Below are 22157 nucleotides of genomic sequence, written 5' to 3'. Positions count from 1 at the left end.
ACGCTACCGGTGCATTTGACGATACCGTTTCCAAAGAAATTGTGAATGGGCCGATGAGTGAACAAGTCCTGACCCTTGCCGAAAGCCTCAAAGACAAGGCGCGCGCTGCGCTGGGTCAGCGCAATCTTGTCCTCGTGGGATTGATGGGTGCGGGCAAATCCTCGGTCGGCCGGCTTTTGGCACAGCAGCTAGGCATTCCCTTCGTCGATACGGATGTCGAGATCGAGCGCGTGTCGCGCATGACCATCGCCGAACTGTTTGCTGCTTATGGCGAGCAGGAGTTCCGGGCGCTGGAAACTCGCGTCATCAAGCGGCTCCTCAAGGGTGGACCGCGTGTCGTCTCCACTGGCGGCGGCGCCTTCATCAATGAGAGCACGCGCCTGCACGTCAAGCGCGGCAGCCTTTCCGTCTGGCTGAAGGCCGATCTCGACGTCTTGTGGGAGCGCGTCAACAAGCGCGACACACGGCCGTTGCTGAAGACCGAGAATCCGAAACAAACCCTCGAGAACCTGATGAATGCGCGCTACCCCATCTATGCGGAAGCCGATTTTACGGTTCTGTCCCGCGATGTGAGCAAGGAAATCATGGTCAAGGAAGTCCTTGCCGCCATCGCCGAGGGAAAGAAAGCAGAAAGCAAAATACCATGAATGCGATCACACCGGCCTCGTCAGAGCGTCTCGTGCGCGTGCCTCTCGGCGAGCGCGCTTATGACATCCTGATCGGCCCCGGCCTGATTGCCCGCGCGGGGCGTGAGATTGCCGCGCGGCTGAAGGGCCGCAAGGCCGCCGTCATTACGGATGAAAATGTTGCGCCACACTATCTCGATGCGTTGGTCGCCAGCCTCGAGGCTGCGGGCATCCAGGCCTCCAGCCTCGTCTTGCCGGCAGGCGAAAAGACCAAGAGCTTCGAGCATCTGATTACCGTTTGCGATGCGGTGCTGACGGCACGTGTGGAGCGCAACGATGCGGTCATCGCGCTTGGCGGCGGCGTCATCGGCGATCTCTCGGGCTTTGCCGCCGGCATCGTTCGCCGCGGCGTTCGTTTCGTCCAGGTGCCGACATCGCTGCTGTCGCAGGTGGATTCGTCCGTCGGCGGCAAGACCGGCATCAACACCCGTCACGGCAAGAACCTCATCGGCGTCTTTCACCAGCCGGATCTCGTCCTTGCCGATACCGATGTGCTGAATTCACTCAGCGAACGTGAATTCCGCGCCGGTTACGCCGAGGTCGCCAAATATGGCCTGATCGACAAGCCGGATTTCTTCGCCTGGCTCGAGGCCAATTGGAGGCAAGTCTTTGCCGGCGGGGCGGCCCGCATCGAGGCGATTGCTGCAAGCTGCCAGGCGAAATCCGATGTCGTCGTCGCCGACGAGCGCGAAAACGGGCCTCGCGCCCTGCTCAATCTCGGCCACACCTTCGGCCACGCGCTCGAAGCAGCCACCGCCTATGACAGCCGCCGGCTGGTGCATGGCGAGGGTGTTGCGATCGGCATGGTGCTGGCGCATGAATTTTCCGCGCGCCTTAATCTCGCAAGCCCAGATGATGCCAAGCGCGTCGAGGCGCATCTGAAGGCCGTGGGCCTGCCAACGCGGATGGGCGATATTCCCGGCGCGCTGCCGCCGGCCGAAACGCTGATGGACGCGATCGCGCAGGACAAGAAGGTCAAGAGCGGCAAGCTCACCTTCATCCTCACGCGCGGCATCGGCCAGTCCTTCGTTGCGGACGATGTGCCGTCGTCCGAAGTCCTGAGCTTCCTGAAGGAAAAACATCCCTGATGACCGTCGAGGGCACGCTGGCTGTTCTGTGGGAATATTGGCCCGAGATTATATCGATCGTGGCCCTGGTGCTGCTTTCCGCCTTCTTTGCCGGCTCGGAGACAGCGCTGACGGCGGCTTCGCGCAGCCGTATCCACACATTGGAAGCCAACGGCGACAGGCGGGCCGGCATCGTGCGGCTCTTGATAGAGCGTCGAGACCGATTGATCGGCGCGCTGCTGATCGGCAACAATCTCGCCAACATCCTGTCGTCCTCGCTTGCGACCAGCTTGTTCCTCGGTCTGTTCGGCAATTCCGGCGTGGCGATCGCCACCGCCGCCATGACTGTTATCCTCGTCATTTTCGCGGAGGTTCTGCCGAAGAGCTGGGCCATTGCGACGCCGGACCGTTTCGCGCTGAACGTCGCCAGCGCTATACGCCTCTTCGTCGTCGTCGTCGGGCCTGTCTCGAGCGTCGTCAATGCCATCGTGCGCCAGATCCTGGGCATCTTCGGCGTCAATCTCTCCCGTGAAGTGTCGATGCTGTCGGCGCATGAGGAGCTGCGCGGCGCCGTGGACCTGCTTCACCGTGAGGGTTCCGTGGTCAAGGCCGACCGTGACCGTCTGGGTGGCGTCCTCGACCTCGGCGAGCTGGAACTGTCCGACATCATGGTGCATCGCACGGCGATGCGCGCCATCAATGCCGATGATCCGCCAGAAGTGGTCGTGCGTGCGATCCTCGACAGCCCCTATACGCGCATGCCGCTCTGGCGCGGCACCATCGACAACATCATCGGCGTCGTGCACGCCAAGGACCTGCTGCGGGCGCTGGCGGAACGTAATATCGAGCCGGAAAATCTCGATATCGTGAAGATCGCGCAAAAACCCTGGTTCGTGCCCGACAGCACCAATCTCGAGGATCAGCTCAACGCCTTCCTGCGCCGCAAACAGCATTTCGCCGTCGTCGTCGACGAATATGGCGAGGTGCAGGGTATCGTTACCCTGGAGGATATTCTGGAGGAGATCGTCGGCGATATCGCCGACGAGCACGACCTCGACATCCAGGGCGTGCGGCAGGAGGCCGACGGCTCGATCGTCGTCGATGGCGTCGTACCGATTCGCGACCTCAATCGTGCGCTCGACTGGCACTTGCCCGACGAAGAGGCGACGACGATTGCCGGTCTCGTCATCCACGAATCGATGACCATTCCGGAAGAGCGTCAGGCGTTCACCTTCTACGGCAAGCGCTTCATCGTTATGAAGCGGGAAAAGAACCGCATTACCAAACTGCGCATCCGTCCCGCCGAGACGGAAGAGGCGAAGGCTCCGTAGGAGCTATCTCATCGATGGACTACCAGCGCACAGCCTCGCCTGGAGCTGCCGGCTCTACGGCCAATGCATGCAGGCCGGCATCAAGCTCCGGCTTCAGCAATTCGTTGATCGCCCTATGGCGCGCAAGGCGCGGCATGCCCGTGAACTTGGCAGAAACGATGCGAATTCTTATATGGGTCTCGCCGGTTCCTGTCATGTCGGGCTGATGGCCGGCATGCAGATGGCTTTCATTGATGACGATAAGGCGCTCGGGCGCGAAAGCGTCGCTGAGCTTCCGTTCAATGCGGGATTGCAGTGTCGTTTCCATATTCCCGCGTCGACCTCGCTCTCGAAAAAAGGCTCCCACAAAGCCTGTAACATTCCTGTTTGTCAATTCTTGTTGTGGGGTATCCAAGGCCCCATAATTAGGACGCCATGAGACTTGATTCAAAATATTTCGATCGCATCCGTACTCGCCGCAAGCGCGCGCAGGAGCCCGAGCAGGGTCCGCCGACGTGCCAGTGGGACGGCTGCGACAAGCACGGTACGCATCGCGCCCCGGTCGGGCGCAATGCGGAAGGGCAGTTCTTTTTGTTCTGCTTCGAGCACGTCAAGGAATACAACAAGGGCTACAATTATTTCTCCGGCCTCTCGGACGGCGAGATCGCGCGCTACCAGAAGGAAGCGATTACCGGCCATCGTCCGACCTGGACGGTCGGGGTCAACAAGGCTGCCCGCAACAGCCCGCTTCAATCCGATATCCGCTCCGGCTCCTATTCCCGCGTCCGCGATCCCTTCGGTTTCGTCAAGGAAGGGGAGGGGCAGGGCCGGGGGCCGCGTTTCCCCCAGCAGCGCAAGCTGAAGACGCTGGAGGCGAAGGCCTTCGATACGATGGGGCTTGGCGCCACCGCCACGGCGCCGGAGATCAAGCGCCGCTACAAGGAATTGGTGAAAATGCACCACCCCGATGCCAATGGCGGCGACCGCGGCTCGGAGGAGCGTTTTCGCGCGGTTATTCAGGCCTATCAATTATTGAAGCAGAACGGTTTTTGTTAATTCCTGTCCTTGCTCTCCGCATTCAATCAGGTATGGTCCAAATCGGCTGAAGCTGCGGGCAACCGCGGCAGGGTGCGCATTTGGCTGGCTGCACCTCGGCCAACTTTCCGGACGCGGCGTTTCTTGTCCGGGACTCTGTTCAAGGATGCTCGCAAGCGATCATATTATCGCGCCGAGATTTTGCTTTAGTCCCGGAGAAGTATCGCCGCTGTTCCGACCGAACGGATGCGGGCAATAAGCTGCGGCGTTTCGGATAAATCGGCTGAGTTTGATATGGTAGGGTCAGAGGCACCCGCCCTGGAGACATGATGAGCAAGATTGACCTTGATATTTCCGAGATCCCCGATACCACCGTTTCGGTCCGTGAAGTCTTCGGCATCGATTCCGATATCCGCGTGCCCGCTTACAGCCAGGGCAGCGCCTACGTGCCCGATCTGGATACGGACTACCTCTTCGACCGCGAGACCACGCTCGCCATTCTCGCCGGCTTCGCGCATAACCGCCGCGTGATGATCTCGGGCTATCACGGCACCGGCAAGTCCTCGCATATCGAGCAGGTCGCCGCGCGCCTCAACTGGCCTTGCGTGCGTATCAACCTCGACAGCCATGTCAGCCGTATCGATCTCGTCGGCAAGGATGCGATCGTCGTCAAGGACGGCCTGCAGGTTACCGAATTCAAGGACGGCATCCTGCCTTGGGCCTATCAGCACAATGTCGCGCTCGTTTTCGACGAATATGATGCCGGCCGCCCGGATGTGATGTTCGTCATCCAGCGCGTGCTGGAGTCCTCTGGCCGCCTGACGCTGCTCGACCAGAGCCGCGTCATCCGTCCTCACCCGGCCTTCCGCCTGTTCGCGACCGCCAACACGATCGGCCTGGGCGATACGACCGGCCTTTATCACGGCACGCAGCAGATCAACCAGGCGCAGATGGACCGCTGGTCGATCGTGACGACGCTGAATTACCTGCCGCACAACAACGAAGTCGATATCGTGCTGGCGAAGGTGAAGTCCTTCCGTACCGACAAGGGCCGCGATACCGTTTCCAAGATGGTGCGCGTCGCCGATCTGACGCGTGCGGCCTTCATGAACGGCGATCTGTCGACCGTCATGAGCCCGCGTACCGTCATCACCTGGGCCGAGAATGCGGAAATCTTCGGAGATGTCGCCTTTGCCTTCCGCGTCACCTTCCTCAACAAGTGCGACGAGCTGGAGCGTCCGCTCGTTGCTGAGCATTATCAGCGCGCCTTCGGCGTCGAGCTGAAGGAAAGTGCCGCCAATATCGTGCTGGAAGCCTAGAACATTTCCGCTTTTCTTCGAATCGCGAAAACGTTCTATCTTTTTGTTTTGGCGCAACTCCGGATAGAAAAATGCTCTGCATTTTTTCTGGAATTGCTTTAGGGAAAAGCCGATACATCATGTCAGGTCGCGGAGATAATTCCAAAGCGAAGCCGGGTGCCCCGGTGGACATGGAGCCGTTGCGCCGGGCGATCACCGGTTGTGTCCGCTCGATCGCCGGCGATGCCGAGGTCGAGGTGGCCTTTGCCAATGAACGCCCGGGGATGACCGGCGAGCGCATCCGCTTGCCGGAGCTTTCGAAACGGCCGACAGCCCATGAGCTCGCGGTGACCCGCGGCCTTGGCGATTCGATGGCCCTGCGGCTTGCCTGTCACGATGCCCGCGTGCATGCCGTCATGGCGCCGCAAGGCGCGGACGCCCGCTCGATCTTCGATGCGGTCGAACAGGCGCGTGTCGAATCGATTGGCTCGCTGCGCATGAGCGGTGTTGCCGCCAACCTCAACTCCATGAATACGGAAAAATACGCCAAGGCGAATTTTTCCGGCATCGAGCGGCGCGAGGATGCGCCGATCGGCGAAGCCATGGCGATGATCGTGCGCGAGAAGCTGACCGGGCAGAAGCCGCCCGAAAGCGCCGGCAAGGTGCTCGATCTCTGGCGCCCCTTCATCGAGGAAAAGACCGGCGGCGAGCTCGACACTCTGCTGTCGTCCATCAACGATCAGCAGAGCTTTGCCCGTATCGTGCGCAACATGCTGACGGCCATGGAGATGGCCGAGGAATATGGTGACGAGCAGTCGGAGCCCGACAGCGAAGACCAGCAGAGCGAAGAGGACAAGCCGAACGGCGAGGACCAGAACGACGACGACGTCAAGGAAGACGAAGGCGCCGATGCCGCTCCGGCCGAGGATAGCGAAGCCTCCGACGAGCAGATGGAAGATGGCGCGACCGAAGACGGCGGCGAAATCTCCGACGACGACATGAGCGAAGAGGGTGATGAAGACTCGGAAACGCCGGGTGAAACCCGCCGTCCGAATACGCCCTTTGCCGATTTCAACGAGAAGGTCGACTATCACGTCTATACGGAGGAGTTCGACGAAACCACGACGGCACAGGAACTGTGCGACGTGGCAGAGCTCGAGCGCCTGCGCGCCTTCCTCGACAAGCAGCTTGCGCATCTGCAGGGCGCCGTCGGCCGGCTCGCCAATCGTCTGCAGCGTCGCCTGATGGCGCAGCAGAACCGCTCCTGGGACTTCGATCTGGAAGAGGGCTACCTCGATCCGGCACGCCTGCCGCGTCTGATCATCGACCCGATGCAGGCGCTGTCCTTCAAGATGGAGCGCGATACGCAGTTCCGCGATACGGTCGTGACGCTGCTGATCGACAATTCCGGCTCCATGCGTGGCCGCCCAATTACGGTCGCCGCCTCCTGCGCCGATATTCTTGCCCGTACGCTGGAGCGTTGCGGAGTCAAGGTCGAGATCCTCGGTTTCACCACCAAGGCGTGGAAGGGCGGACAGGCGCGCGAAAAGTGGCTTGCCAGCGGCAAGCCGCAGACGCCGGGCCGGCTGAATGATCTGCGCCATATCATCTACAAGTCCGCGGACGAGCCCTATCGGCGGGCGCGCAGCAATCTCGGACTGATGATGCGCGAGGGGCTGCTCAAGGAGAATATCGACGGCGAGGCGCTGATCTGGGCACATAATCGCCTGCTCGGGCGCCGAGAGCAGCGCCGCATCCTGATGATGATCTCGGATGGTGCGCCGGTCGATGATTCCACGCTGTCGGTCAATCCGGGCAATTATCTGGAGCGGCATCTGCGTGCCGTCATCGATCAGATCGAGACGCGTTCGCCTGTGGAGTTGTTGGCGATCGGTATCGGCCACGACGTCACGCGCTACTATCGCCGCGCCGTCACCATCGTCGATGCCGACGAGCTTGCCGGCGCCATGACGGAACAGCTTGCCTCGCTGTTCGAAGATCAGACGAGCATGCCGCGCTCGCGCATGCGTCGCGCCAGCTGAGCCCGCCTCGGCGTCCCGTGGCATCGGCCTCATGGCCGCTGCCCTTTCCATCCGGCATCGCTGGTCCCTGGGGCTTGCCCGTTGCCGGGCGATGGGCCTGCCTGATAGCCGTGCTTGCCGGCCTGCTTGCAGGCTGCAGTTTCGCGAGTGATTCCGACGAGGCTGGTCCGGCTGCCGTCCAGGCAAAGGTGATTTCCACCTTCAGGTCCGGCTCTGATCAATCACACTTCGGTTCGCTGGAGTTCCTCGGCGGCCTTGAGCTCAGTTCGGACAATCCGCTTCTCGGCGCCATCTCGGCCATTCGCTTTCGCGCCGACCAACGGCATTTCATCTCTGTGCTCGATACCGGCCACTGGCTCACTGGCGCTGTCGAACGTGACGAGGCGGGCCGGCTGAGGGGCATCGGTGATGTGCAGATCTTGCCGATGATCGACCGTGACGGCGGCACAGATACCGGTAAAGGGGATTTGGATGCCGAAGGGCTGGCGTTGCGCGGCGACCGTGTCCTTGTCAGCTACGAGCAATATCATCGTGTCGATATCTATCCCGATCCGGGCTTCGAGATTTCGCCGCCTGACGGCACCATCCCGCTGCCGATCCCGAGATGGCAGCTGCGCGCCAATCGAAGCCTCGAGGCGCTGATGATCGCTCCAAAGTCAGGCCCGCTTGCGGGGGGCGCCGTCGTCGTCGCTGAAGACAGTCTGGACGATCAGGGCAATATGCCGGCTGCCGTTCTGGATGGGCCATTCCAGGGCCGGTTTGCCGTTCGGCATCATGATGGCTTCAATGTCAGCGACGGTGTCTTCTTGCCTGATGGGGATCTTTTGCTGCTGGAGCGGCGCTTCGGCTTGATACATGGCCTTGGCTTGCGTATCCGCCGTATCGCCGGTGCGGATATCAAGCCGGGTACAGTCGTGGACGGCGATGTGATCTTCGAGGCGGGGAGCAGAGATCAGATCGACAATATGGAGGGCATAGACGTCTTCCGCGCCGCCGACGGCTCACTGCATCTCATCCTGGTCTCGGATGACAATCATTCGATCCTGCAGCGCAGCCTGATGCTGGAGTTTCGCCTGCACGAGGAAAATCTTCTCAGCCAGAACTGAAACATGTCGTCGCGCGCCGATGCCGGCGCGCTTCCGATCATCGCCGTTAGGCGGTGGGCGCCTGCGACATCGGCTTCAGCACGTTCATCAGCGCACCGTAGGGCAGCAGCATGACGAGGCCGACCGTGGTCTTGACCGAGAAATCGCCGATGGCCCAGGAGATCCAGCGAGGCGCCGACGAAGAGAACGCGCCGAGGATCGGAGCCCATTCGATCGCGAAGGGATCGTTCGGCCCGAAGAAGACGAAGAAGGGTGCGAAGGCGAAGGAGAAGAAGATCAGCGTATCGAGCATCGAGCCGATAAGCGAGCCGAACAGCGGCGCGCGCCACCAGGCCATGCGGCGAAGGCGATTGAAGACCGAGATATCGAGCAGCTGGCCGGCAAGATAGGCCGAACCGGAGGCGATCGCGATGCGCGGCTGCGCCGTATAGAAGGACAGCGCGACGCCGACGACGAAGCCAGCGAAGACGACCTTACGCGCGGCCTTGGGACCGAACTGGCGGTTGGTCAGATCGGTGATGAGGAAGGCTACCGGATAGGTGAAGGCACCCCAGGTGAGAATATCCGCAAGATTGATGCCGGCGAGTGTCGCCTGCAGCGGATACTGCACGAGGATGTTGGAGGCGACGACGACCAGCGTCATCAGCAGAACGTAGATAAGGGTATGACGTATCGTCAGCATTTTTTTATCCTGGGAGATGCCACCAGTTGAAACAAACCGAACATGGAAAAAGGCTTGTCCGGATATCATCCGTGCAAGCCTTTTAGTCGGTATGAAATCGTGAAGTACTAGAGCTGCTTACGCAGCAACAGCAGCTTCAGCAGACTTCTTGACGATCTGGCGACGCAGCAGGCGAGCGCGCATGCTGAGTTCGTTTTCGCTTGCCTTCAGGAGGAAAGCGTCCAGACCACCGCGATGTTCGACCGAGCGGAGCGCTGCAGCGGAAACGCGCAGGCGGTAGCGCTGGCCGAGAACGTCGGAAATCAGCGTGACCTGGCAGAGGTTCGGCAGGAACCGACGCTTGGTCTTGTTGTTGGCGTGGCTAACGTTGTTGCCCACGAGGACGGCCTTGCCGGTCAATTCGCACATGCGGGACATGGTACACCTACTTTTGTTTTTCTTGGCCATCGGGTAGACATCCCGGGCAAAGCCCGACGCGCAATCCAACAGGCCATAATTGGAAAGTTGCGGTTCTATAGTCAGAGAGGCCGGCCGCGTCAAGCCAAACCTTGTCTTTTCCCGCAATTCCGTCAAAAAGCTGCTGTTGTCTGACGCTCGCAGCAGGCGAGCAAAGCAACTATATAACTTGCCTGATCCTCGTTGAAGGCCTTGATCATGGTTCAAATTCGGAAGTGGCTTCTCATTTCAGCGATTATCGCGTCGATGCCGTCGATGGCATTGGCCGATGTGCTGCGGCATGAAACGCGTTATCGCGTTTCGCTGGCCGGCCTGCCGATCGCCAGGGCGGATTTCAAGACGGAAGTCACCGGCAAGCAGTTCACTATCCGCGGCGATATCACGTCCGCGGGTCTTGCCGATCTTGTCACCTCCATCGACGCCAGGACGGATGTGGCCGGCGTCGTCAACGACACCAAGCTGCAGGCGACGCACTACACGCTCTTCTACAAGAGCGGCAAGAGAGAGCGCACCTATGATGTCGCCTATACCAATGGCAATGTGACGTCGAACACGATCACGCCCGAGCCGAAACGGCCAGACACCTGGGTTCCCATCACGGAAGGCGACCTGAAATCCGTGCTCGATCCGATTTCCGGCATGATCTTCCCGATCACGCCCAGCCTCAACCTCTGCAACCAGACGCTGGCCGTCTTCGACGGCGAGATGCGCATGGATCTGAAGCTGTCGCCGAAGGGATCGCATCCGTTCTCGACCGAGGGCTTCAAGGGCAAGACCATTGCCTGCGGCGTGCGCTTCACGCCGAAGAGCGGCTACAAGAGCACCCGCAAGGACTATCTTTATCTTGCGAAGAGCGATGATATGGAGATCTGGTTCGCCAAGGCGGATACCATGAATGTCTACGCTCCTGTCTACGTCCGCATCCCGACGCAATACGGAACGGTGACGATTACGGCTGTAAAATACGGCAGCTAGACCGGCTGCTGTTTCACGGAAAAGCTTGACGATTCCCGTAGTTATTTCTACGCAACTCCACGAAAATTGCTGTGCATTTTTCGTGGAGTTGCTTTAGCGGGCTTGGGACGTCCGCAGCGGCAAGCTGAGGGCAGGGATGAAATTTCGCGCGACATTGATGGGCTTTTCGGCCATTGTGATGTGGTCGTTTCTGGCGCTTTTGACGGTGGCCTCGGGCACGATGCCACCTTTTCAGCTGCTCGCCATCTGCTTTGCCATCGGCAGCTTCCCCGGTATTGTCGTGCTCCTGCTGAGACCTGAGCGAGTGAAGCTCCTGCGTCAGCCGGCCAAGGTCTGGATCACAGGCATTGCCGGTCTGTTCGGCTATCATTTCCTTTATTTCACCGCGTTGCGCCATGCGCCGGCCGTGGAGGCGGGCTTGATTGCCTATCTGTGGCCGCTGTTGATTGTCGTCGGCTCGGCGCTGCTGCCCGGCGAGCGGCTGCGCTGGTATCATATTGTCGGCGCGCTGATGGGGCTTGCGGGCACGGTTCTGATCGTCGGTCGCAATGGTTTTCACTTCGAGAGCGCCTATGCGATCGGCTATGGCGCAGCCTTTCTCTGCGCCTTCACCTGGTCCGGTTATTCCTTAATAACGCGCCGCTTCGAGGCCGCTTCCACCGATGTCGTTACCATCTTCTGCTTGGCGACATCGATTCTCTCCTTTTTCTGCCATCTTGGTCTGGAGGAGACCATCTGGCCCGAGGGCGTACCGCAATGGATCGCCGTTCTCGGCCTTGGCCTTTTTCCGGTCGGCGCCGCCTTCTACGCCTGGGATTACGGCGTCAAGAATGGCGATATCCAGATCCTCGGCGCGGCAAGCTATGCCGCACCGCTGCTATCGACACTGATCCTGACGCTTTTCGGTTTTGCCGCGCCGAGCTGGGGCATTGCGCTTGCCTGCCTGCTGATTACCGGCGGCGCCGTGCTGGCCGCCCATCGCATGATCCTGCGCCGGGACGATGCCCTGCGGGCACAGGCGGAAGCGGCGGAATAGCTCCGCCGCGCGCTGTCATCTCCTTCCCCATTGTCGTCGGATTGCGGTCAGCTGAGTTCTTGAGCGAGTCCGATGAGAAGCCCTTCAGGCCCGCGGATATAGCAGAGCCGATATGCATCTTCATATTGGACCACTTCGCCTACAAGCTGCGCGCCGCGCGTGCGGAGCCTTTCAAGCGTCTCGTCGACGTCGTCGACGGCGAACATGACGCGGAGGTACCCGAGAGAGTTGACCGGGGCGTTGCGGTGATCTGCGACGACAGGGGGCGTGAGGAAGCGGGAGAGCTCGAGCCGGCTATGCCCGTCCGGTGTGTGCATCATGGCGATCTCGACACGCTGATCGCCCAGTCCAGTGATGCGCCGGCCCATTCTCCTTCGATCATGGCCCGTCCTTCGAGCTCGAGACCAAGTTCGCGAAAGAAATCAATAGCCCCTTCGAGGTCTTCGACGACGATTCCGACGTTGTCCATCCGCTTGAGTGCCATGTTTCCAATCTCCAGTGCCTCTTGGGCCGTAAACTCGTCAAGCTGCTTGCTACGCATTCCGAATGGAAACCGCTTCGCACCTTCCTGGAAATGCCCCAGGCGAGCACGGGCCTATGAGGAGTCTACGGCCAGATCCGATTGTTATTTCTTGAAGACCTTTTCGAGGAAGGCTGCGAGCGACGGCCGCCAGACATCCATCTCATGCTGGAGATCCGGATATTCGTGGTATTCGTGCTTGATCTTTTTCTCGTCCAGCGTCGCCTTCAAGCCGGCGACATCCTTGCCGACGACCTGATCCTTGCTGCCGACCGTCACGGTGAAATTGCGCAGAGCCTTGTTGATCTTTTCCGGCTCGTTCAGCACGGTGTCTACGCTCTTGTTCGGAACGGTCGTCGTGCTGACGCCGCTGAAGGTAGCGACCCAGCCGAAGGTGTCGAGATGCGAAAGGCCTGACACGAGGGCTTGATATCCGCCCTGTGACAGGCCGGCAACGGCACGGCCATCGGTGTCGTTCCGCACCCGGTAATGCTTCTTCATGTATGGAATGAGATCTTCGGTCAGTTCGCGATCGGCCGCCTCGGCATTGGCCGGATAGAAATTCGCGCGACGATCGGCAGCGGGGAAGTTCTCGGCGATCGCATTCGGCACGTCGGTTTCCGTATCCGGGATCACGACGATCATCGGCTCGATCTTCTTTTCGGCAAGGAGGTTGTCGAGGATCTGCGGTGCGCGGCCCTGGAGGACCCAGGACCCCACGGTGTCGCCGAAGCCGTGATAGAGATAGAGCACCGGCAGCGGCTTGGAGGAATCGGTATAGCCGGGCGGCGTATAGACATACATCTGCCGTTCCGAATCCAGCGCCTTGGAATGCAAGGTCACCAACCGCAAGTCGCCATGCGGCACGTTGCGGGTATCAAGAATACTGCCGGGCACCAGGATCAGGCTGGTATTGACCTGCCGCTGCGGCTTCGGCGCGTTGGTGCCGGTATCGATGCTGCGGAAACCATTGACGTTGAAATAATACTCATAGAGATCGGGCTTCAGGACCCCGGATTTGGCACTCCAGGTGCCATCGTCGCCGCGTTGCATGTCGATCGGATCGCGTGAGCCGAGGACGACGGAAACGGCCTTTGCCGAGGGCGCATAAAGGCGGAAGGTGATCGAACCATCCTTCTCGACCGAGGTGACAAAGTTTTTCAGGGGCTGGCTGGCCGGCGGCGAAGCCGGTGCATCAAGGGCAAGGGCAGGAACGCTCATGACACAGCCTGCCGCGACGAGCAAAGGAAACAACAAACGCACGAAAAAACCTCCTCCAGATGAATCAATTTTCACTCCCCCCGTGTAAAGCTGACACAGCGCAACGCTTTTTCAAGGCCGTTGCCCCGCGCCGTCTGGCCGCATGCCGCGTGATGTCAATCAAAGGCAAGGGAGGTTCAGCCTGAGGTGGGTTTCCAGTCCGGCGCGGCCATCTCGAAGCTCGAAAATTCGAAGCCGGGGGCGACCGTGCAGCCGACAAGCGTGAATTGTCCGAGGCTTTCGGCCGATTGCCACCAATTGGCCGGAATGATCGCCTGCGGGCGCTCGCCTTTCGCCAGGTCCATGCCGAGAACCAGCCTTTCACTGGCCTTGCCGTCGGCCGAACGATGCAGGGCGAGCGGTGCGCCGGCATAGTAGTGCCAGACCTCGGCGGCATCGCGTACCCGATGCCAATGCGAGCGATCGCCGGCCTCAAGCAGATAGTAGATCGCCGTCGAGTGGCCGCGCGCACCGCCGTTCTCGTCCCGGAACGTCTGCACGTACCAGCCGCCTTCCGGATGCCGCTGCATGGAAAGCGTTTCGATAATCTCTTTTGCCTGCATCAGAAATTATCCTTGCGCTTGCGGATCTCGGCAAAGACCTCGTCATTGCTGCGGCTTTCCATCAAAAGATGGCGGCGGATCGCCGGATCGGCGGGGCGCAGGAACGGGTTCGTTTCCTTCTCCAATGCCAGGGTCGTCGGAATGGTGAACTTGCCTTCCGCCCTCAAGGCCTCGATATCGGCGGCGCGCGCCTTCAGCCGCTCATTGGCGGGATCGATGGTCAGCGCGAAGCGGGCGTTGGAGAGGGTATATTCATGGCCGAAATAGACGGCCGTTTCGTCCGGCAGAACCGCAAGCTTCTGCAGCGAGGCCCACATATCCGTTGCCGGCCGTTCGAACAGTCGGCCGCAACCCAGCGCAAACAGCGTGTCGGCGGCAAAGAGCAGCTTGTCGTCGGCAAAGTTATAGCAGACATGGCCGGCGGTGTGGCCAGGCGTTTCGATGACATTGACCGTATGACCGGCGAACTCGAACGTATCGCCGTCGGCGACGGCACGATCGAGGCCGGGAATGGCAACGGCCTCGTTGATCGGGCCGATGATCTCGCAACCGAACTGTTCCTTCAGCGCCAGATTGCCCTCGACATGATCGGTGTGATGATGGGTCGTCAGGATATGGCTGATCGTCCAGCCGCGGCGATCGGCGGCCTTCAGGATCGCATTTGCCTCCGGAGCATCGATCGACGCCGTTAACCCGGTTTCGGGATCATGGACCAAGACGCCGTAATTGTCGGAACGGCAGATAAATATCTCTAACTCCAATGGTTTCATGATCGAAATCGTCCTCGTCTTTTCCGTTGGTACAGAATGTAAGCCGATCGGCCTTGAAGTCCAACGTTCGGCTGATAACATTTGTTTCGATGCATACCGATATCGTCGATCTCCGCCAGTTTTATCATTCCGAGCTCGGTCGCTTGGCGGAGCAGTCGATTGCCATGGCGCTTTCCTCCATCTGGGCGCGCATGCCGGAGGAGCGGCTAGTCGGCCTCGGCTATGCCGTTCCCTATCTCGATCGCTTCCGCGCCGATACCGAGCGCACCTTCGCCTTCATGCCGGCGGGGCAGGGTGCGGTGAACTGGCCGATGGGATCGGCATCGTCGACGGCGTTGGTCTTTGACGAAGAACTGCCGTTGCCGGATAGTTCGATCGATCGGGTGCTGATGGTGCATTCGCTGGAATTCGCCGAAAGTCCGCGCGAGACCCTGAAGGAGCTTTGGCGGGTTCTGGCGCCGGGCGGTCGGCTGGTCATTGTGGTGCCGAACCGTACCGGCGTTTGGGCGCGCATGGAGCATACGCCGTTCGGCTCCGGCCGGCCCTATTCGCGCGGCCAGCTGACGTCGCTGCTGCGCGAGACCAATTTCACGCCGGGTGCGACGGCGGAGGCCTTGTTCTTCCCGCCCTCCAAACTGCGCACGGTGCTGCGGCTGCGCCGCGCCTTCGAGCGGGTCGGCCGCACCCTTTGGCCCGCTTTCTCCGGCGTCATCATCGTCGAGGCGCAGAAACGGCTCTATCAGGGGCTGCCGGTTGCCGTCCGTGCCTCGCGCCGCGTCTTCGTGCCGGTTCTGGCACCGCGCGGCATACCGACGACGCGCGACATCCCCTGATAGGTTTCAGCTAAGCGCCGACACTCGACAAAACCGCGTTTCCGCATTAATGCGACGGGGTGTCATAACCCGGACTTTTCCGGTCTTTCCCAAGGTCGATCCCATGAGCATGGAAATGAGCAAGCCTGTCCCGCGTCCCGGCATTCTCGATATCGCTGCCTATGTGCCGGGCAAGGAGCATGCACCGGGCGTTGCGCGCGTGTTCAAGCTCTCCTCTAACGAGACGCCGCTTGGGGCCAGCCCCAAAGCCATCGAAGCCTTCCGCGGCGCTGCCGGGCATCTCGAACGCTATCCGGACGGACAGGCCAAGGAACTGCGCCAGGCGATCGCCGACGTGCATGGGCTGAATGTGGCCAATATCCTCTGCGGCGCCGGCTCGGACGAGCTGCTCGGCCTGCTCTGCCACACCTATCTCGACACCGGTGATGAAGGCATCATCACCGAGCACGGCTTCCTGGTCTACAAGATCCAGATCATGGCCGCCGGCGCGACGCCTGTCACGGTCAAGGAAAAGGATTGCACCGTCGACGTCGACGCGATCCTCGCCGCCGTCACGGAGAAGACCAAGATGGTCTTCATCGCCAACCCCGCCAATCCGACCGGAACCTATGTCCCGGTCAGCGAGATCCGCCGCCTGCACGCAAGCCTGCCGAAGCATGTCATTCTCGTGCTTGATGCCGCCTATGCCGAATATGTCCGCCGCAACGATTATGAGGCAGGCCTTGAGCTCGTTTCGGCCAATCAGAACGTTGTCATGACCCGTACCTTCTCAAAGGTCTATGGTCTTGCGGCGCTTCGCATCGGCTGGATGTACGGACCCGTCGATATCGTCGACGCAATCAACCGCGTGCGCGCTCCGTTCAACTTGAACACGGCTGCCATCGCTGCGGGTGCCGCTGCCATTCGCGACCAGGCTTTCACGGAGAAGGCCGTCGCGCACAATACGCTTTGGCTCGAGAAGGTGACTGCTGCGCTTGAGGCGATAGGGCTCAGGGTCACGCCATCAGTCGCGAATTTCGTTCTCGTCCATTTTCCGGATAGCGAGGGCAAGCGCGCTGGCGAGGCCGACGATTTCCTCACCAGCCGAGGTTATATCGTGCGAGCCGTCCGGGCCTATGGGTTCCCGAATTCGCTGCGCATGAGCATCGGAACGGAAGAGGCCAATCTCGGCCTCATCGACACGCTGACGGAATTTATGGGACGCAAGGCATGAGCACGATCCAGTTCGACCGCATCGCGCTGATCGGCATCGGCCTGATCGGTTCTTCCATCGCCCATGACATCAAACGGCTGGGCCTTGCCAAGGATGTGGTGATCTCGACGCGCAGCGCCGAAACGCTGAAGCGTGCCGAGGAGCTGCAGCTCGGCGACCGCTATACGCTGTCCTCGGCCGAAGCGGCCAAGGATGCCGATCTTGTCATCGTTTCCGTGCCTGTCGGCTCTTCGGAGAGTGTCGCCAAGGAAATAGCTGCGCATCTGAAACCGGGCGCCATCGTCACCGATGTCGGCTCGACCAAGGCGTCGGTCATCGCGCAGATGCAGCCGCATATGCCCTCCAACGTGCATTTCATTCCGGGCCATCCGCTCGCAGGTACGGAAAAGTCAGGTCCGGATGCGGGTTTCCCCGGGCTGTTCAAGGGACGCTGGTGCATCTTCACGCCCGTTCCGGGCACCGACGAGGCCGCGATCAAGACGCTGCGTACCTTCTGGGAAACTCTCGGCTCCCGTGTCGACGAGATGGATCCGGAACATCACGACAAGGTGCTGGCGATCGTATCGCATCTGCCGCACCTGATCGCCTACAATATCGTCGGGACCGCCGATGATCTGGAGACGGTGACCGAGTCGGAAGTCATCAAATATTCGGCGTCCGGCTTCCGCGACTTCACGCGCCTTGCCGCGTCCGACCCGACCATGTGGCGCGACGTCTGCCTGCACAACCGCGATGCCATCCTGGAAATGCTGTCACGCTTCTCCGAGGATCTGGCATCGCTGCAGCGTGCGATCCGCTGGGGTGACGGCGACAAGATTTTTGAGCTCTTCACCCGCACCCGCGCCATTCGCCGCTCGATCGTCGAAGCCGGACAGGATGTCGACGTGCCTGACTTCGGCCGTCATGCCCTGGATGCGAAGGAATAGCTCTTCTTCTGCCTTCTCCCCTCGGGGAGAAGGTGTTGGGTTTCTCGCAGGATTTTCGCATCGCTGCAGGGCGCGATCCACCAGGCGGAAAGCTTCACACTTCAGATCGGCGGGATCTTGCCGAGCGGGATGAAGCCGCTGAGCGAGAGGCGGCCGCGATCGGCGGTGAGATCGACGGAGACCTTATCGGCGCCGTTGGCAAGGGCCTTCAGCATCTTCGTGGCCGTCTTGATGATGTTCTTGGCGGCGGGAAGCGTGGCGGTCAGGCTATCGCCCCAGGGGCCGATCTGATTGATCTCCAGCTTGAACTGGCCGGACAGAAAGCCTTCATCGTCGAAATTGAAGGGTCCGGAAAGCGTCATGATACGGCCGTCACCGATATCGATGACCGCCTGATGCAGCACGCCCGCGCTACCGCGGAGCCCCTCGCGGTCGCTGCCGTCAAGCAGACCGGCTTTGCCTGATAGCGTCACATTGGCGCTGGTCGATGCGGTCGGCAAGGTCTGCGGAAAGTCCTTGATGACGGCATTGGCGTTCTCGACGCCGATCGCGAAATCCAAGTCGCTGCCGTTCTGGCTGGCATGCATCTCGGTATGGGCGGCGGTGACATTCACGCTTTGGCCGGTGAAGGAGGAGACGATGCCCGCCTTCAGCCCATTGATAACGGTCTGAGTCTGCGCCACGCCGCGGCCTTTGGCGACGAGATTCGATTGCAGATCGGCCCATTCCGCCGATACGGTCAGGCCCGCGGTCGTGCGCAATTCGGCCGGAGATTTCAGGCTCCAGCTGACATGGTTGGGCTGGAAGACCGGCGCGGATGCGCTGAGCGTGTCGAAACTGGCCGAAACGCCACGCGTCTGATTATCGACCGTCACCGTGTCGCAGGTCAGACCGATGGAGAAGGGGAAGCCGTTGAAGGCCATGTTTTCGCATTTGCCGGCAACGCCGGCGCTGTTCTGCTGGCCGAGCGCCTTCAGGACATTGGTCCTGACGAAATTGGTCGCGTAATACCACCCGCCGGTGTAGAGGCCGGCCAGGACCACCACCAGCCCCAGCAGGATGAACCACAGACGCTTGCCTCGACCGGTCGTTACGCTCTGGCTTGACGCCGCCATGTTGTTCTCCAATGGTTGGACTGAAGCTTCACAGTGATTTGGCGTTGGATATGGACGAATTTTGGGTGTTTGGCTACGGATCCCTCATGTGGAATCCGGGCTTTGCTTATGACGAACGGGCCGAGGCCCTTATTTTCGGTTATCGTCGCTCACTCTGCGTCCGTTCCTGGGTCCATCGCGGCACAGAGGCGAGCCCCGGCCTGGTCCTCGGCCTCGATCGTGGCGGTTCCTGCCGCGGCATGGCCTTCCGTGTCCCGGCCTCCGATTGGGAGGAGGTGCTGACCTATCTGCGCGAGCGTGAGCTGGTCACCAATGTCTACCTTGAAAAGACGCTGCCGATCCGGCTCGCCGATGGCCGGCGCGCCGCAGCCGTCACCTATGTCGTCGATCGCGCCCACAGGCAATATGCCGGCGCATTGGATGCGGTCGAGGCGGCCCACGTGGTGGAAGCCGCCAGCGGGCGCTCCGGGCCGAACGACGCCTATGTCTTCAATACGCTGACGCATCTGCGCGACATGGGTATCCGCGATCACTGGCTTGAACAAGTCGTCGGTGAAGTGGAGCGGATGCGAAAAGCTTCCTAGCCATTCTTTCCCATGCGGGCCATCGCAGAAGCTCAAACCGCTGCGGTCACCTGCTTCGTCTTGCCGATCTCCGCCAGGCGCTGGGCCGCGGTTGGCGGGATGGGCAGATGCGGGTTTTCGGTGATCGTTTCGACCAGCAGTTCGTCGCTCGCCTTTTCGGTTTCTTCGATCAAACGCGCGAAGAAGGCATCCGGATCCAATCCGGGCTCGATCGGCGGCAGGATGCGTACCTTGAAGTGGCCCGGATATTTGCGGAAGGTCCGTCGCGGCCAGAACAGGCCGGGATGCATGGCAACGGCGACGACGGGTATTCCAAGGTCGCGATACATGCGGGCGATGCCGTATTTATAGATGGGCTCGGCGCCCGGCGGGCGGCGCGTTCCCTCCGGGTAGATGATGAGCTGGCGGCCGGTGGCGAGTTCTTCGCGCGTGCGCTTCAACACGTCGAACATCACCTTGCCGCGCGCGCTGCGGTCCACCGGGATCATGCGCTGCTTCTTCGCGTACCAGCCGAAGAGCGGAATCCACATCAGCTCGCGCTTGAGGATATAGACCGGATCGTCGAGGTAAGGGAGCAGCGCAAACGTGTCCCAGAAAGACTGGTGTTTGGGCGCGAAGATGAAGCTGCCTTTGGGGATATTTTCCAAGCCCTCGATCTCGAAAGTGGTGCCGACGATCTTCTCCATCAGCCAGGTGCTGGATTTCGCCCATGCCTTGGGAATCGCGTAAGCCGCCTTGCGCGGCATCAGGAAATAGATCGGCGTCAATACGATCATGCGAATGATCAGATTGGCATAGAAGACGGTATTGAACAGGACCGAACGCAAGATAATCATCGAGGCTTTCCCAGCGCACCGGCTTGGCACCGGCATTCGAAGGTCTGCCTACACGATTACGGCGTCAATAAAAAGTCGGTGCGTGGTTTCGCTTCGACCTTAGTCATCGTCACCGATCGGCTGCCGCGAGCGCAAGCCGGCTGGCCGCCCGAGACCGGTCAGATTGCGGGCGCCCGCGAGCAGCACCTTGGCATATTCGGAGATCATCGTGCGCAATGCATTCGGATCCGTGAACCAGTTCTTGGTCTTGAGATCGGAGTTGACGACCGGATAGGCGATGAAATCGGTCGATGGATCGACATATTTCAGTTCCGCAAGACTGCGGGGCATGTGGTAATTGTTCGTCACCACGAGAACGCTCTTGTAGCCTCTGGCATGGATCCATTTTGCTGCTTCGCGCGCATTGCCGATGGTATCGAGGGCATCATAGCCGATGTCGACGCAGCAGTTGAACAGATTGACGGAGCTCTGTGTCAGCTTGCGGATCTGCGACGGCGTCGTGGTCGGATGTGCGCCTGAGATCAGCAGGCGGTTGCCTGCACCGGTGCGCAGCAACTCGACCGCCTGATCGATCCGCTGGTAGCCGCCGGTCAGCACGACGATGGCATCGGCCTTGGGGTCGAGCGGCGGCTTCAGGGTGGTGATCGAATCGGCGAAATGCAGGAAGCCGCCGAAAACGATGGCGACGAGGAAAATGAAGGCGAACCCGCCCCAGCGTAGGAGACGGCGAAACAAGCTGCGCCGCACGGGTCTATCGCTGCGGGATTGCTCCTGCAACGGCTGCGAACTCACGGTCTTGCGAGTCGTCAGATCCATGCTCATGATTCGGTACTATACGCCAATTGCGGCAAGGAACGGGCTGGCGGACGGTAAAAAAACATCGCAAAGCGTCAATTCTGGACACTATCCGTCCTGCCGGGATCGGAACGGATCAGGTCGATCTCGTAGATCGTGCGCATGACGGTGAAACGGGCGGTCAGCGTCGTCAGCAAGGCGATGATGATCATAGTGGCGAGGATGCCGATATAGCCAAGCGCGCCGACGGAGAACGTCCCGAACAATGCCGTTGCCTGATCGGTCTGCGGCGTGGCGATCGTATGGCTCTGCAGGAGGCCGGCGGTGGCAAAGAACAGGGCGGCGAGCGCGCTGCCGGCCGCGGAGCCTTTCAGGCTGATCTTCAGGAAGTGCTTCTGGAATTCATTGGCGACGAAGGTGCTTTCGGCGCCGACGAAATGCAGCACTTCGACGATGTGGCGATTGCCTGACAGGGCGCCGCGCGTGGCGAAGACCACCGTCAGCACCATGGCGGTGAAGACCAGCAGCAGTACGCCGGTGCCGATGAGGACCGTGGTATGTGCCATGGAGACGAGCCGGTCGACCCAGGTGCGATGGTCGTCCAGTGACGCCTGCGGGATCTGCGCCTTGAGCAGGCTGCGCATCGCCTCGAAGTCAGGCGGGTGGGTCTCGTCGATGGTGATGATGACGAGGCGCGGGACCGGCAGTTCCTTGATGTCGAGACCGGCGCCGAGCCACGGCTCGAGCAGGCGCGCCGTCGCCGCCTCGTCGACGATCTGGCCGGACTTGGTGCCGACAAAGCTCAGCGCGATGTCACGCGCGCTTGCCAGCGTCTTTTCCATGTCGAGATTGTCGTCCGGCTTGATCTGGATGGTAATCTCGCGGGAAATCTGGCTCTCCCAGCTTGCCGCCGTCGAGCGCACCATGCTGACGGCGCCGAGCGTCAGGCAGGCGAGAAAGGCCATGATGGCGATGACGACGATCAGCGCATTGCCCTGAATATTGGAGGACGGCACGATCGGCCCGGTCGGGCGCACGCGCATCTCCGG

Annotated in this window: 23 protein-coding genes and 1 pseudogene; 13 read left to right on the top strand and 11 right to left on the bottom strand. The window is 60.8% G+C overall.

Translation table 11 applies throughout. The features are described 5' to 3' along the window. Positions 1–53 precede the first annotated feature (53 nt). The 3 genes from DQ393_RS08465 to DQ393_RS08455 are packed head-to-tail and all read left to right on the top strand — an operon-like array spanning position 54 to position 3084. Positions 54–647 (top strand): shikimate kinase, encoded by a 594-nt coding sequence (locus DQ393_RS08465; protein ID WP_112341316.1) that lies wholly within the window; start codon positions 54–56, stop codon positions 645–647. Beyond that, entirely contained in the window at positions 644–1774 is a 1131-nt protein-coding gene (gene aroB / locus DQ393_RS08460; protein WP_112341315.1) for a 3-dehydroquinate synthase, read from the top strand. Before DQ393_RS08465 ends, aroB begins: the two co-directional genes overlap by 4 nt. Continuing rightward, positions 1774–3084, top strand: coding sequence for an HlyC/CorC family transporter (locus tag DQ393_RS08455; RefSeq protein WP_112341314.1), 1311 nt, complete (start codon positions 1774–1776; stop codon positions 3082–3084). Before aroB ends, DQ393_RS08455 begins: the two co-directional genes overlap by 1 nt. Positions 3085–3103: 19 nt before the next feature. Here the strand turns inward: DQ393_RS08455 and DQ393_RS08450 are convergent, their stop codons facing one another. Further along, entirely contained in the window at positions 3104–3391 is a 288-nt protein-coding gene (locus DQ393_RS08450) for a BolA family protein (protein WP_112341313.1), read from the bottom strand. Positions 3392–3498: 107 nt separating this feature from the next. Here DQ393_RS08450 and DQ393_RS08445 point away from each other — a divergent pair, with 107 nt between their 5' ends. From DQ393_RS08445 to DQ393_RS08430, 4 genes are all read left to right on the top strand, one after another. Further along, entirely contained in the window at positions 3499–4119 is a 621-nt protein-coding gene (locus DQ393_RS08445) for a J domain-containing protein (RefSeq protein ID WP_112341312.1), read from the top strand. A 308-nt stretch (positions 4120–4427) separates the two neighbouring features. Continuing rightward, positions 4428–5417, top strand: a complete 990-nt coding sequence (gene cobS / locus DQ393_RS08440) for a cobaltochelatase subunit CobS (RefSeq protein WP_106999201.1) — start codon at positions 4428–4430, stop codon at positions 5415–5417. A 119-nt stretch (positions 5418–5536) separates the two neighbouring features. Continuing rightward, a complete protein-coding gene (cobT, locus tag DQ393_RS08435) occupies positions 5537–7438 on the top strand; it encodes a cobaltochelatase subunit CobT (protein WP_112341311.1) in 1902 nt (633 codons plus the stop codon). Positions 7439–7512: 74 nt separating this feature from the next. Beyond that, positions 7513–8544: an esterase-like activity of phytase family protein gene (locus DQ393_RS08430; RefSeq protein ID WP_210260644.1), complete on the top strand. Its 1032-nt coding sequence runs from the start codon at positions 7513–7515 to the stop codon at positions 8542–8544. Between the two features lie 46 nt (positions 8545–8590). Here DQ393_RS08430 and DQ393_RS08425 read toward each other — a convergent pair whose 3' ends face one another. Both DQ393_RS08425 and rpmB read right to left on the bottom strand, forming a co-directional pair. After that, positions 8591–9226 carry a queuosine precursor transporter gene (locus DQ393_RS08425; protein ID WP_112341309.1) on the bottom strand — a complete coding sequence of 212 codons (636 nt, stop codon included), beginning with the start codon at positions 9224–9226 and terminating at the stop codon, positions 8591–8593. A gap of 117 nt (positions 9227–9343) precedes the next feature. Next, positions 9344–9643, bottom strand: a complete 300-nt coding sequence (gene rpmB / locus DQ393_RS08420) for a 50S ribosomal protein L28 (RefSeq protein WP_069612914.1) — start codon at positions 9641–9643, stop codon at positions 9344–9346. Positions 9644–9880: 237 nt separating this feature from the next. On the opposite strand from rpmB, the gene DQ393_RS08415 reads away from it, so the two are divergent. Both DQ393_RS08415 and yddG read left to right on the top strand, forming a co-directional pair. Further along, positions 9881–10657, top strand: a complete 777-nt coding sequence (locus DQ393_RS08415; protein ID WP_112341308.1) for a DUF3108 domain-containing protein — start codon at positions 9881–9883, stop codon at positions 10655–10657. 136 nt (positions 10658–10793) lie between these two features. Further along, positions 10794–11693 (top strand): aromatic amino acid exporter YddG, encoded by a 900-nt coding sequence (gene yddG, locus DQ393_RS08410; RefSeq protein WP_112341307.1) that lies wholly within the window; start codon positions 10794–10796, stop codon positions 11691–11693. Between the two features lie 47 nt (positions 11694–11740). Here the strand turns inward: yddG and DQ393_RS08405 are convergent. From DQ393_RS08405 to gloB, 4 genes and pseudogenes are all read right to left on the bottom strand, one after another. Continuing rightward, positions 11741–12177 (bottom strand): annotated as a pseudogene (locus tag DQ393_RS08405) (VOC family protein). A 141-nt stretch (positions 12178–12318) separates the two neighbouring features. Further along, positions 12319–13476 carry an esterase gene (locus DQ393_RS08400; protein ID WP_112341306.1) on the bottom strand — a complete coding sequence of 386 codons (1158 nt, stop codon included), beginning with the start codon at positions 13474–13476 and terminating at the stop codon, positions 12319–12321. A 134-nt stretch (positions 13477–13610) separates the two neighbouring features. Further along, positions 13611–14036, bottom strand: coding sequence for a cupin domain-containing protein (locus DQ393_RS08395; RefSeq protein ID WP_112341305.1), 426 nt, complete (start codon positions 14034–14036; stop codon positions 13611–13613). Then, the gene (gloB, locus tag DQ393_RS08390) at positions 14036–14806 is read right to left on the bottom strand and encodes a hydroxyacylglutathione hydrolase (RefSeq protein ID WP_112341304.1); all 771 of its coding nucleotides are present in this window, start codon (positions 14804–14806) and stop codon (positions 14036–14038) included. The genes DQ393_RS08395 and gloB overlap by 1 nt, the downstream gene beginning before the upstream one ends. 53 nt (positions 14807–14859) lie before the next feature. Here gloB and DQ393_RS08385 point away from each other — a divergent pair, with 53 nt between their 5' ends. The 3 genes from DQ393_RS08385 to DQ393_RS08375 all read left to right on the top strand — a co-directional run bounded on the left by DQ393_RS08385 (position 14860) and on the right by DQ393_RS08375 (position 17778). Further along, positions 14860–15639, top strand: a complete 780-nt coding sequence (locus DQ393_RS08385) for a class I SAM-dependent methyltransferase (RefSeq protein WP_112341711.1) — start codon at positions 14860–14862, stop codon at positions 15637–15639. 103 nt (positions 15640–15742) lie between these two features. Then, positions 15743–16852, top strand: coding sequence for a histidinol-phosphate transaminase (hisC, locus tag DQ393_RS08380; RefSeq protein WP_112341303.1), 1110 nt, complete (start codon positions 15743–15745; stop codon positions 16850–16852). Then, the gene (locus DQ393_RS08375) at positions 16849–17778 is read left to right on the top strand and encodes a prephenate/arogenate dehydrogenase family protein (RefSeq protein ID WP_112341302.1); all 930 of its coding nucleotides are present in this window, start codon (positions 16849–16851) and stop codon (positions 17776–17778) included. Before hisC ends, DQ393_RS08375 begins: the two co-directional genes overlap by 4 nt. 101 nt (positions 17779–17879) lie before the next feature. On the opposite strand, the gene DQ393_RS08370 is transcribed toward DQ393_RS08375, so the two are convergent. Continuing rightward, the gene (locus tag DQ393_RS08370) at positions 17880–18893 is read right to left on the bottom strand and encodes a DUF2125 domain-containing protein (RefSeq protein WP_112341301.1); all 1014 of its coding nucleotides are present in this window, start codon (positions 18891–18893) and stop codon (positions 17880–17882) included. An 11-nt stretch (positions 18894–18904) separates the two neighbouring features. On the opposite strand from DQ393_RS08370, the gene DQ393_RS08365 reads away from it, so the two are divergent. Further along, on the top strand, positions 18905–19477 hold the full coding sequence (locus DQ393_RS08365) for a gamma-glutamylcyclotransferase (RefSeq protein WP_112341300.1): 573 nt from the start codon (positions 18905–18907) through the stop codon (positions 19475–19477). A gap of 32 nt (positions 19478–19509) precedes the next feature. Here the strand turns inward: DQ393_RS08365 and DQ393_RS08360 are convergent, their stop codons facing one another. The 3 genes from DQ393_RS08360 to DQ393_RS08350 all read right to left on the bottom strand — a co-directional run bounded on the left by DQ393_RS08360 (position 19510) and on the right by DQ393_RS08350 (position 22151). Further along, the gene (locus tag DQ393_RS08360) at positions 19510–20313 is read right to left on the bottom strand and encodes a lysophospholipid acyltransferase family protein (RefSeq protein ID WP_112341299.1); all 804 of its coding nucleotides are present in this window, start codon (positions 20311–20313) and stop codon (positions 19510–19512) included. Between the two features lie 99 nt (positions 20314–20412). Next, positions 20413–21129, bottom strand: a complete 717-nt coding sequence (locus tag DQ393_RS08355) for a YdcF family protein (RefSeq protein ID WP_432421993.1) — start codon at positions 21127–21129, stop codon at positions 20413–20415. A 74-nt stretch (positions 21130–21203) separates the two neighbouring features. Beyond that, positions 21204–22151 carry a cell division protein FtsX gene (locus tag DQ393_RS08350; RefSeq protein ID WP_112341297.1) on the bottom strand — a complete coding sequence of 316 codons (948 nt, stop codon included), beginning with the start codon at positions 22149–22151 and terminating at the stop codon, positions 21204–21206. Positions 22152–22157 lie beyond the last annotated feature (6 nt).

It is taken from the genome of Martinezella tropici, assembly GCF_003287875.1.
GTDB lineage: Bacteria > Pseudomonadota > Alphaproteobacteria > Rhizobiales > Rhizobiaceae > Rhizobium > Rhizobium tropici_C.
Note: the sequence above shows the minus strand (reverse complement) of the source record. Positions and strands in the feature narration are given on the sequence as shown.

What these genes read in the sequence shown, in the direction of transcription:
- DQ393_RS08415 (WP_112341308.1), top strand. Translation starts at nt 9,881, where the DNA reads ATGGTTCAAATTCGGAAGTGGCTTCTCATTTCAGCGATTATCGCGTCG.
- DQ393_RS08455 (WP_112341314.1), top strand. Translation starts at nt 1,774, where the DNA reads ATGACCGTCGAGGGCACGCTGGCTGTTCTGTGGGAATATTGGCCCGAG.
- DQ393_RS08375 (WP_112341302.1), top strand. Translation starts at nt 16,849, where the DNA reads ATGAGCACGATCCAGTTCGACCGCATCGCGCTGATCGGCATCGGCCTG.
- cobS (WP_106999201.1), top strand. Translation starts at nt 4,428, where the DNA reads ATGAGCAAGATTGACCTTGATATTTCCGAGATCCCCGATACCACCGTT.
- DQ393_RS08355 (WP_432421993.1), bottom strand. Translation starts at nt 21,129, where the DNA reads ATGGATCTGACGACTCGCAAGACCGTGAGTTCGCAGCCGTTGCAGGAG.
- DQ393_RS08450 (WP_112341313.1), bottom strand. Translation starts at nt 3,391, where the DNA reads ATGGAAACGACACTGCAATCCCGCATTGAACGGAAGCTCAGCGACGCT.
- DQ393_RS08370 (WP_112341301.1), bottom strand. Translation starts at nt 18,893, where the DNA reads ATGGCGGCGTCAAGCCAGAGCGTAACGACCGGTCGAGGCAAGCGTCTG.
- aroB (WP_112341315.1), top strand. Translation starts at nt 644, where the DNA reads ATGAATGCGATCACACCGGCCTCGTCAGAGCGTCTCGTGCGCGTGCCT.
- DQ393_RS08360 (WP_112341299.1), bottom strand. Translation starts at nt 20,313, where the DNA reads ATGATTATCTTGCGTTCGGTCCTGTTCAATACCGTCTTCTATGCCAAT.
- gloB (WP_112341304.1), bottom strand. Translation starts at nt 14,806, where the DNA reads ATGAAACCATTGGAGTTAGAGATATTTATCTGCCGTTCCGACAATTAC.
- yddG (WP_112341307.1), top strand. Translation starts at nt 10,794, where the DNA reads ATGAAATTTCGCGCGACATTGATGGGCTTTTCGGCCATTGTGATGTGG.
- DQ393_RS08350 (WP_112341297.1), bottom strand. Translation starts at nt 22,151, where the DNA reads ATGCGCGTGCGCCCGACCGGGCCGATCGTGCCGTCCTCCAATATTCAG.
- hisC (WP_112341303.1), top strand. Translation starts at nt 15,743, where the DNA reads ATGAGCATGGAAATGAGCAAGCCTGTCCCGCGTCCCGGCATTCTCGAT.
- cobT (WP_112341311.1), top strand. Translation starts at nt 5,537, where the DNA reads ATGTCAGGTCGCGGAGATAATTCCAAAGCGAAGCCGGGTGCCCCGGTG.
- DQ393_RS08445 (WP_112341312.1), top strand. Translation starts at nt 3,499, where the DNA reads ATGAGACTTGATTCAAAATATTTCGATCGCATCCGTACTCGCCGCAAG.
- rpmB (WP_069612914.1), bottom strand. Translation starts at nt 9,643, where the DNA reads ATGTCCCGCATGTGCGAATTGACCGGCAAGGCCGTCCTCGTGGGCAAC.
- DQ393_RS08425 (WP_112341309.1), bottom strand. Translation starts at nt 9,226, where the DNA reads ATGCTGACGATACGTCATACCCTTATCTACGTTCTGCTGATGACGCTG.
- DQ393_RS08395 (WP_112341305.1), bottom strand. Translation starts at nt 14,036, where the DNA reads ATGCAGGCAAAAGAGATTATCGAAACGCTTTCCATGCAGCGGCATCCG.
- DQ393_RS08465 (WP_112341316.1), top strand. Translation starts at nt 54, where the DNA reads ATGAGTGAACAAGTCCTGACCCTTGCCGAAAGCCTCAAAGACAAGGCG.
- DQ393_RS08365 (WP_112341300.1), top strand. Translation starts at nt 18,905, where the DNA reads ATGGTTGGACTGAAGCTTCACAGTGATTTGGCGTTGGATATGGACGAA.